This window comes from Bradyrhizobium sp. MV1.5 (genome assembly GCF_055807615.1).
Genome location: NZ_JBVVPL010000024.1, coordinates 107,751 through 117,186 on the forward strand (window position 1 = coordinate 107,751; position 9,436 = coordinate 117,186).

Below are 9,436 nucleotides of genomic sequence, written 5' to 3' on the forward strand. Positions count from 1 at the left end.
CGGGCTTGTCCCGTCCATCCACGTTCCTGGTTCGGCTCTCGCGTGGATGCCCGGGTCAAGCCCGGGCATGACGAGAGTGGCGGGCGAGATCCCCGATGCGCGGCTAGTGCGCGCTCGGGAATGACGGGCTTTCGCGTGTCACTTCTTGGTCTTGCCGAGATCCTTGACGGCCTCGAAGGTCGCGAACTCGACGTTGTAGAGCTCGCCGTCAACCTTCTCGACCTTCCGGATGTAGATGTTCTGCACGATGTCGCGGGTCTCGGGGTCGATCGAGATCGGGCCGCGCGGGCTCTCCCACTTCTGGCCCTTCATGGCTTCGACCAGCTTGGTGCCGTCGGTGTCGCCATTGGTCTTCTTCAACGCTTCGTAGATCAGGTGCATGCCGTCATAGCCGCTCACCGCCATGAAGCCCGGCCGGTTTCCGTACGCCTTCTTGTAGGCCGCGACGAAATCCTTGTTCATCTGCGAGGGATGCGCCGCGGAATAAAGGTGTGCGGTGACCGTGCCCAGCACGGCGTCGCCCATGTTGTTGAGGAGGTCGTCGTCGGTCACGTCGCCCGGTCCGATCACCTTGATGCCGGCCTTGTCGAGCCCGCGTTCGGCATACTGCTTCATGAAGTTGCCGCCCTGGCCGGCCGGCACGAACACGAAGATCGCGTCGGGCTTGGCATCCTTCATACGCTGGAGGAACGGTGCGAAATCGGGATTGGCAAGCGGCGTCTTCACCTCTTCGACCACCTCACCGCCACCGGCGGTGAAGTTCTGCTTGAAGAAGTTGAGCGCGTCATTGCCCGGCGCATAGTCCGAGGTCAGCGTCGCCACCTTCTTGATGCCGTTTTTCACCGCCCAGTCGCCGATGATGGTGGAGGATTGCGCCAGCGTGAAGCTGGTGCGCACGATATAGGGCGAGCGCTCGGTGATGATGGAGGTGCCGGCCGCCATCACGACTTCCGGAATCTTGGCTTGCGTGGCCAGCGGCGCCGCCGCGAGCGCGGCCGGGGTCACGCCGAAGCCGGCGATGAAATGGACCTTGTCGTTGACGATCAACTCCTGCGCGGCCGTCTTGGTCTTGTCGGGTATCGCAGCATCATCCTTGAGGATAATCTCGATTTTCTTGCCGGCGACGGTGTCGCCCTTCTGCTGCATGTAGAGCTTGATCGCGTTCTCGATCTGCTTGCCGGTCGAGGCTTGGCCGCCGGTCATCGGCAGGATCAGGCCGACCTTGACGCTGTCCTCGGCCTTGGCCGGAGCGACGGCCACAAGGCCTGCGATGGCGGCAGCTGCCGCGGCCCAAGCAGTCTTATGAGACAGTTGTTTGCGTTCGAACATCAGATGTCCCTCCCCTTCATTCCTGATCGCTTGTGCGCCGGACCGAGTGCCCGATCCTTGCCTTAAGTCTAGCTCACGCACGCGTGATGTCGCGCGCAACATGGCGTCTTTCGCGCTCTTATTGTCAATCGGACGTTTGGCGACCCTTCGGCGCAAGCCGAGCGTTCCGATTGCCGACGGCAGATGCGATATCGGGTCACGTTCGGGTAACCCGGGCATCGTGACTGTGATTGCTATCTTTTGTACGATTGTACAAAGAAAATGGACCTGTCAACGAAAAAGCCCCATCTCGGATGAAGCGACTTTGTCGCAAGCCCTGCTGCAGTCTAGAAACGCTGCCACCCGGGTGGATGGAGGATTTCGTCTTTTGTTTGCAGAATTTGAACATCGGCAGGGTCCAGGTCGGCACACCTCGGTATTAAATTACCTACCTCGAATAAGTCTATTTTACCTTGTTGAAAGCTACTCTCCCGGCGACAGCCTATCTGGCGTCCAACACGACTGACCTCGCGCCCTCCATACAATGCCCAGATCCTTGCGTTCCCTCCTGATCCTTCTCGCGCTCTCGGCGGGCCTGTCCGGCTGCGGCACCGTCAACGAAAAGCTCTCGTCCGGCATGGGCGACTACGTCCCGCAATGGGCCGGCGGCTTGCCGGCGGACGCCCCGCCGCGGGCGGGCACGCCGCAATACGATGCCTACATGAAGGAGCGCGAGCGCAAGCGACTGATGCCGGCAGCGGATCGCGAAAAGGAAGAGCAGGCGCAGAAGGGCGCAACGGGCTCGGCGTCCGGCACCGCGGCGCGTTAAGTCGCGCCCCCTCGCCGCTTGCGGCGAGAGCGAAGCAAATCAATCCACGAACACCACGGTCTTGCGGCCGTTGAGGATGACGCGGTCGTTGAGATGGTAGCGGATCGCGCGCGCCAGCACGCGGCGCTCGATGTCGCGGCCCTTTCGGACGAGATCCTCAGGCGTGTCGCGATGGCTGATACGCTCGACGTCCTGGTCGATGATCGGGCCCTCGTCGAGGTCGCGCGTGACGTAATGCGCGGTGGCGCCGATCAGCTTGACGCCACGCTCATGAGCCTGGTGATAGGGTTTTGCGCCCTTGAAACCCGGCAGGAACGAGTGGTGGATGTTGATGCAGCGTCCCGACAGATTTGCCGAGAGATCGTCCGACAATATCTGCATATAGCGGGCGAGCACGACGAGATCCGTCCCGGTCCTGGCGACGAGATCGAGGATCTGCGCCTCCTGCTCGCGCTTGGTCTCTTTCGTAACAGGCAGATAGTGGAACGGAACCGCGCCGAAATCGAGCCCGTCATAGACCTCGCGCGGATGGTTGGAGACGATTGCGGCCAAAGTCATCGGCAACTCGCCGGTGCGCCAGCGATAGAGGATGTCGACCAGGCAGTGATCGGACTTCGACACTAAAAGCATCACCTTGCGATGCGCGGCGCGATCTCGCATTTGCCAATCCATGCCGAAACGCTCGGCGATCGCGGCAAAGCCGGTCTGCAGCGCCGACAGCTCCACGGCGAGATCGGCGGCGGTGAACACCACCCGCATGAAGAACTTGTTGGTCTCGATATCGTCGAACTGTTGGGCGTCGAGGATGTTCTGTCCGGAATTCGCCAGGAAGGTCGACACCGCCGAGACGATGCCGGGACGATCCGGACAGGACAGGGTCAGGACATATTGATGATCGGGCATGGTCTTTGAAACAATGGGCCTTGATGAAGGTTTGGGCAGCGGCTGCGGAACGACCCGCGATTTGCGCCCTGCTCTATCACCGACCCCACCTTGCGCCAATCCCGACCGTGGAGTCAGGATAAACGTATGATTGCTTTGACTGACCGGAGTAGGCTCATGGCCGACCGCTTGAACGGCACCCGCATCCTGATCCTGGAAACGCGCGAGGAGGCGCAGTTTTCGAAGCTGCTGGCCGAGCAAGGCGCCGAGGTCGTGCAATGCCCGATGTTCACCATCCAGGATGCGCCGGACCCCGCCCCGGTCGAGGCCTGGATCCGCCGCGCCATCGACAAGCCCTTCGACGACCTCGTGCTGATGACCGGCGAAGGACTGCGGCGGATCATGAAGCTCGCCATCGCGCGAGGGCTCGACCAGGCTCTCGTGGCGGCGCTTGCCAGGTCGCGAAAATTCACCCGCGGCCCGAAGCCCGGCAAGGCACTGCGCGAAGTCGGGCTCGAGGCGCAGCAGACCACGGAACAGCCGACCACCGAGGGCGTGATCGAGATGCTCGGCAATCTCGACTTGAAGGGGCACCGCCTCGGCCTCCAGCTCTATCCCGACAAGGATCACAGCGCGCTGACCGGTGCGCTGTCGGCGCAAGGTGCCGAAGTCGATACCGTGCTGCCCTATGCCTACGATTCCAAGGCGGCGGATGCCAGCATCGTCGCCGCCATCGACGACATGGCCGAAGGGCGGATCGATTCCATCGCGCTGACCAATCTCGGCCAGGTCCGACGGCTGATCGAAGCCGCGAGAGCCCATGGCAGCGAGGCGAAGCTGCGCGCGGGCCTCGAGCGGACGCTGATCGCGTCGGTAGGACCGGCGGTCTCGGCCGAGCTCACCGCGCATGGTTTGCGCACGGACGTTTCGCCGCCTGAGGAAGCCTATTTCATGCGACCCTTGATCTCGGCCATGGCGGCGGCGCTGGCGCAGCGGAAGCGAGCTCCTGCGCGTTGATCGCGCGTCGTCGGCGAGCATGGCACTATGCGGCAGCGCCGATTGACACGGACATCGCCGGGGTTACCCTGCGACCAGAAAAACGAATAACAAAGGGCAGGGAATCGCCGTGATACCCGTCGTCGAGACTTGAGCACGACCATACGTCTTTCCGCGCTCGCGCCATTCCGCATCCGCAACTATCGCTTCCAGTGGCCGTCCGATCTGCTCACCTCCTGGGCATTCGAGATCGAGACGCTGGTGCTCGGCTGGTACATCATGGTCGAGACCGGCTCGGTGCTGCTGCTCACCGTGCTTGCGTCGCTCCAGTTCGTCGGGACATTGGTGGCGCCGGTGTTCGGCATGATCGGCGACCGCATGGGTCATCGCGATCTCCTGGTCGCGATGCGTCTTGCCTACATGGTGCTCGCGTCGACCATCATGACTCTGGCACTGACCGGTCACCTGACGCCGCCAAGCGTGATGATCATCGTCGCAATCATGGGCCTGATTCGCCCCTCGGACCTCGGCGTTCGCGGCGCGCTGCTCGCCGAGATCATGCCGACCGAGCAACTGGTGGGCGCGATCAGCGTTGCGCGCACGACCCAGGACAGCGCGCGCATCGCTGGCGCGTTGACAGGCGCCGGACTGTTTGCCGTCCTCGGCATTGGCCTCGTTTACGTGGTGATCGTCTGCCTCTATCTCGTGGCCGCGCTTCTCATGCTCTGCCTGACCCGGCCGGAACGGACCATTGCCACAACTGATCTTCCGGCAGACAGCCGCGTCGTTTCAAGATTGCTGGGCGATTTGAAGGAAGGGATCGTCTACGCCTGGAATGGTCCGGGGATGCGCGCGGCGCTGTGCGTCGCCTTCCTGGCCAACCTGACCGCATTTCCTTTCACCGGCGGATTGCTGCCCTACATCGCGCGGGACATCTTTCATACCGACCAGACCGGCCTCGGTTATCTCTCCGCGAGCTTCGCCGTCGGCTCGCTGATCGGCTCCATCACGCTCAGCCTCGTCAGCGGAGTGCGCATTGCCCGGCTCCTGATCGGCGCGACGCTGGCGTGGTACGCCATGCTGCTGGTGTTCGTCGAGATCAGGACCATGCCGGTGGCGATGGCCTGCCTCGTGCTCGCCGGCATCGCCCAGAGCATGTCGATGATATCAGCTGCCGTCATCCTGATGCGCACGGCCAGCGCACACCTTCGCGGCCGCGTGATGGGCGTGCGGATGATGGTGATCTACGGCCTGCCGCTCGGATTGCTCGCGGCCGGCAGCCTGATCGACATCATCGGCTATTCCGCGACGGGTTCGCTCTATGCCGTATCGGGGTTCATCGCGATGCTGGCAATCGCGATCCGCTGGCGCGCCGACCTCTGGCCGGTGCACGCGCCGGCCAATACGCGATGACGAACGAGGAACTCTAGTCCCCGTAACCCCGCAACCGCTCGATATCGAGGATGGTGACGCCGCCATATTCGAGCCGCAGCAGCCCCTCTTTCTCCAGCCGGTTCAGCGCACGGTTGGCATTCTGGCGGGACATGCCAGAGAGCGCGCCGATCTCCTCCTGGGTGATCTCCAGATGCGCGGTGGATTCGGGATAGAGGATCGGATTGAACAGCGAGGCGATGCTGCGTGCAAGCCGCGCGGTCGCATCCAGCGTGCGGTTGACTTCGAGCATGCCGATGAACTGGCCGAGCCGCTCGTTGAGCTGGCGCACCAGGAAGCGGTTGAAGCCGACGCTGTTCTCGAACAGCCACATGAAGGCGCTGCGTTCCATCAATGCGACGCGGCTGTTGCGCAGCGCGACCACGTCATAACGGCGCGGCTCGTTCTTGAGCACGCTGCCCTCGCCGAACCAGGCCCCTGCCGTCAGCCCGGCAAGACTCGTCTCCTTGCCGTCGCGCGAGACTCCGCCCATCCGGGCAAGGCCGAAGACCATGCCGGCCCAATAGTCGAACGTGTCGCCGCGCATGAAGACGGTCTCGCCGGTGCCGTAGGATCGCTCCGTGATCCCGCCACGAGCGACCGCGATCTCCGCTTGCGTGAGCTCGCGCGACCAGGCAGCGACGCGCTTCAGTTGATCCTCTGAAATCATGATCCTGAAGCCAGCGGCACCATGCGTCACTCCTTATTCTGCTGCAATGCAGCATGACCGTTCCGACCACCGTCCGACGAAAGATGGAGGATGATCCCATCCAAAAACTTTGTCGCAGAATTGTCAGGCGGGAGACATTTCAAAATAGCGCTTTCCCCTATTGAGGACCACCTCGGGCGGTGCGGCTTTTGATCCCAAACGGGAACGAGAGCGGCGCGGGTCCGGTCGAGACCATCTGCTGCATGGCCTCACCGGCACGGCCGTACTAGGATCGCACGACAGGAACGGAAAGAGCGCCACTGAATGCGCCATCACCGGGAGGGATCTGTTTGGTGGCTACCAGTCTTGAAGTGCGCGGCGTGTCCTTGCGATTCGGCGGCGTTCGTGCGCTGAGCGATGTCGGCTTCGCCATCAGGGAAGGCGAGCTGTTCTCGATCATCGGCCCCAACGGCGCCGGCAAGACCTCGATCGTGAACTGTATTTCCGGCCGCTACAAGCCGACTGAAGGCCAGCTTTTCTACCGGGGACACGACATCACCGGCCTGACGCCCAACGCGCGCGCTTCGCTCGGCATCGGCCGCACCTTCCAGAACCTGGCGCTGTTCCACCACATGAGCGTGCTCGACAACGTCATGGTCGGGCGCCATCACCTCCTGAAGAACAATTTCCTCACGGGCTCGCTGTACTGGCTCACCGGCGCGCGCAAGGAAGAGCTGGAACATCGCCGCAAGGTCGAGGAGATCATCGACTTCCTCGATCTCCAGTCGGTGCGAAAGGCGCAAGCCGGCACCCTCTCCTATGGCTTGCGCAAGCGCGTCGAGCTCGCGCGCGCCATGGCGCTGGAGCCGCGCCTCATTCTCCTCGACGAGCCGATGGCCGGCATGAATTTCGAGGAGAAGGAGGATATGGCCCGCTACATCGTCGATCTCAACGAGGAGTTCGGCATGACCGTGGTGATGATCGAGCACGACATGGGCGTGGTGATGGACATCTCCCACCGTGTCATGGTGCTGGATTTCGGTCGCAAGATCGCCGAGGGCGATCCGGCCGCCGTGCTCGCTGATCCCCACGTCAGGCGCGCCTATCTCGGCGAAGAGGACGAGGTGCTGGTCGATCCTGACGATGCTCCGCCGGCGCAGGAGAGCGCGGCATGATGGATTACGCAGGCCGCGTCGCGCAGGCCGACACCTATCCGAAGATGCTCCGGCTCAATGCGAAGGAGTACGGCAACGAGATTGCGCTGCGCGAGAAGGATCTTGGGCTGTGGCGCCCGTTCACCTGGAACGCCTACCAGAGGCGGGTGCGCGATTTCGCGCTCGGCCTCGTCGAACTGGGCCTTGGGCGCCAGGACGTCATAGGCATCATCGGCGACAACCGGCCGGACTGGGTCGCGGCGGAAATTGCCACTCATGCGGTTGGAGGCTTGAGCCTCGGGCTCTACCGCGACGTGCTCGACGAAGAAGCCTCGTATCTCCTCAATTATGGCGAGGCGCAGCTCGTTTTCGCCGAGGACGAGGAGCAGGTCGACAAGCTGCTCACGCTCGCCGACCGCGTCCCAAAGCTGAAGCACATCATCTATTCCGATCCGCGCGGCATGCGGAAATACGACGATCCGCGCTTGATGTCGGCGGAGACGTTTGCCGAACTCGGCCGGGCGCGGGCTACGCGCGAACCGGAACTTTACGACCGGCTGGTGGACGCGACCAAGGGCGAGGACGTCGCGATCCTCTGCACGACGTCTGGCACCACCTCGCATCCAAAGCTCGCGATGCTCGCCGCCGGCCGCGTGCTCGGCCATTGCGCGACGTATCTGGCTTTCGACCCGAAAGGGCCGGATGACGAGTACGTGTCGGTGCTGCCGCTGCCCTGGATCATGGAGCAGGTCTATGTGCTCGGCAAAGGCCTCTTGTGCCGGATGAAGATCAACTTCGTCGAAGAGCCCGAGACCATGATGAACGATCTGCGCGAGATCGCACCGACGTTCATCCTATTTGCGCCGCGCGTTTGGGAATCGATCGCCGCCGACGTTCGCGCCAGGGTGATGGACGCAACGCCGTTCAAGCAACGCCTGTTCGACATCGGCATGAAGAGCGGGCTTGCCGCGCTCGAACAGGGCGAGCGTTCCGGCTTTGCCGACGCGATCCTGTTCCGTGCATTGCGCGACCGCCTCGGCTTCACCCGCCTGCGTTCAGCCGCAACCGGCGGCGCGGCGCTCGGCCCCGAGACCTTCAAGTTCTTCCAGGCCATGGGCGTGCCGCTGCGCACGCTCTACGGCCAGACCGAGCTGCTGGGGGCCTACACGCTGCATCCCGCGGGCAAGGTCGATCCCGACACCACTGGCGTGCCGATGGCCGACAGCGTCGAAATCCGCATCGACAATGCCGACGTTCACGGGGTCGGCGAAATCGTGGTGCGGCATCCCAATATGTTCCTCGGCTATTACAAGAACCCGGAGGCGAGCGTCGCCGACATCAGGGATGGCTGGATGCTTTCCGGCGACGCCGGCTATTTCAACGAAGACAAGCAGCTCATGGTGATCGACCGCATCAAGGATCTCGCCGAGACCTCGCGCGGCGAGCGATTCTCGCCGCAGTTCATCGAGAACAAGCTGAAGTTCTCGCCCTATATCGCCGAAGCCGTGGTGCTTGGCGCAGGCCGCGACGCGCTCGCCGCAATGATCTGCATCCGCTACTCCATCATCTCGAAATGGGCGGAGAAGAACCGGCTCTCGTTCACGACCTACAGCGACCTCGCCTCGCGGCCCGAGGTTTATGCGCTGCTCAAGAAGGAAGTCGAGACCGTCAACGCGACTCTGCCGCCGGCACAGCGCATCTCCCGTTTCCTTTTGCTCTACAAGGAACTCGACGCCGATGACGGCGAGCTCACCCGCACGCGGAAAGTGCGCCGCAGCGTCATCAACGAGAAATACGAAGGGATCATCGACGCGATCTACCGCGGCCAGGCCGACATCCCCGTGGACACCGTGATCCGGTTCCAGGACGGCACCACGCAGCGCGTACGAACAACGCTGAGGGTCGTGGACCTGGACGGGCACGGGCACATGGCGGAGGCGGCGGAGTGAGCCTACTTCGAACCGAGAGCGCGATGCGGGTCGATGCGCCCTCTCCCCTTGCGGGAGAGGGCATCTCCGCTATTAGCCAAGACCCCACTAGGGTGAGGGGTCCTCTCTCCGCACCATCGCTGCGGAGAAAACCCCTCACCCGGCTTCGCTTCGCGAAGCCACCCTCTCCCGCAAGGGGAGAGGGCGCACCGTCATCGCTTCTGCATTTTACGCGGACATCCGCATGAACACCGCCTTC

Annotated in this window: 8 protein-coding genes; 5 read left to right on the forward strand and 3 right to left on the reverse strand. The window is 63.1% G+C overall.

The genetic code is table 11. The features are described from left to right. Window positions 1-138: 138 nt before the first annotated feature. The gene (locus AC0L2J_RS22190; protein WP_473394341.1) at window positions 139-1,329 is read right to left on the reverse strand and encodes an ABC transporter substrate-binding protein; all 1,191 of its coding nucleotides are present in this window, start codon (window positions 1,327-1,329) and stop codon (window positions 139-141) included. Window positions 1,330-1,852: 523 nt separating this feature from the next. Between AC0L2J_RS22190 and AC0L2J_RS22195 the strand changes: the two genes are divergently transcribed. Further along, window positions 1,853-2,137: a hypothetical protein gene (locus AC0L2J_RS22195; RefSeq protein ID WP_473251048.1), complete on the forward strand. Its 285-nt coding sequence runs from the start codon at window positions 1,853-1,855 to the stop codon at window positions 2,135-2,137. Between the two features lie 39 nt (window positions 2,138-2,176). On the opposite strand, the gene purU is transcribed toward AC0L2J_RS22195, so the two are convergent. After that, entirely contained in the window at window positions 2,177-3,040 is an 864-nt protein-coding gene (purU, locus tag AC0L2J_RS22200; protein ID WP_473394345.1) for a formyltetrahydrofolate deformylase, read from the reverse strand. Window positions 3,041-3,196: 156 nt separating this feature from the next. Here purU and AC0L2J_RS22205 point away from each other — a divergent pair, with 156 nt between their 5' ends. Next, complete coding sequence (locus AC0L2J_RS22205; protein ID WP_473394349.1) at window positions 3,197-4,036, forward strand: uroporphyrinogen-III synthase; 840 nt, start codon at window positions 3,197-3,199, stop codon at window positions 4,034-4,036. 129 nt (window positions 4,037-4,165) lie between these two features. Further along, entirely contained in the window at window positions 4,166-5,428 is a 1,263-nt protein-coding gene (locus AC0L2J_RS22210; RefSeq protein ID WP_473394352.1) for an MFS transporter, read from the forward strand. Window positions 5,429-5,441: 13 nt separating this feature from the next. Here the strand turns inward: AC0L2J_RS22210 and AC0L2J_RS22215 are convergent, their stop codons facing one another. After that, on the reverse strand, window positions 5,442-6,116 hold the full coding sequence (locus AC0L2J_RS22215) for a Crp/Fnr family transcriptional regulator (RefSeq protein ID WP_035975127.1): 675 nt from the start codon (window positions 6,114-6,116) through the stop codon (window positions 5,442-5,444). Window positions 6,117-6,448: 332 nt separating this feature from the next. Between AC0L2J_RS22215 and AC0L2J_RS22220 the strand changes: the two genes are divergently transcribed. Together AC0L2J_RS22220 and AC0L2J_RS22225 are read left to right on the forward strand one after the other, a co-directional pair. After that, the gene (locus tag AC0L2J_RS22220; protein ID WP_473394356.1) at window positions 6,449-7,270 is read left to right on the forward strand and encodes an ABC transporter ATP-binding protein; all 822 of its coding nucleotides are present in this window, start codon (window positions 6,449-6,451) and stop codon (window positions 7,268-7,270) included. Further along, complete coding sequence (locus tag AC0L2J_RS22225) at window positions 7,267-9,198, forward strand: AMP-binding protein (RefSeq protein WP_473394360.1); 1,932 nt, start codon at window positions 7,267-7,269, stop codon at window positions 9,196-9,198. Before AC0L2J_RS22220 ends, AC0L2J_RS22225 begins: the two co-directional genes overlap by 4 nt. The last annotated feature ends 238 nt before the right edge of the window (window positions 9,199-9,436 follow it).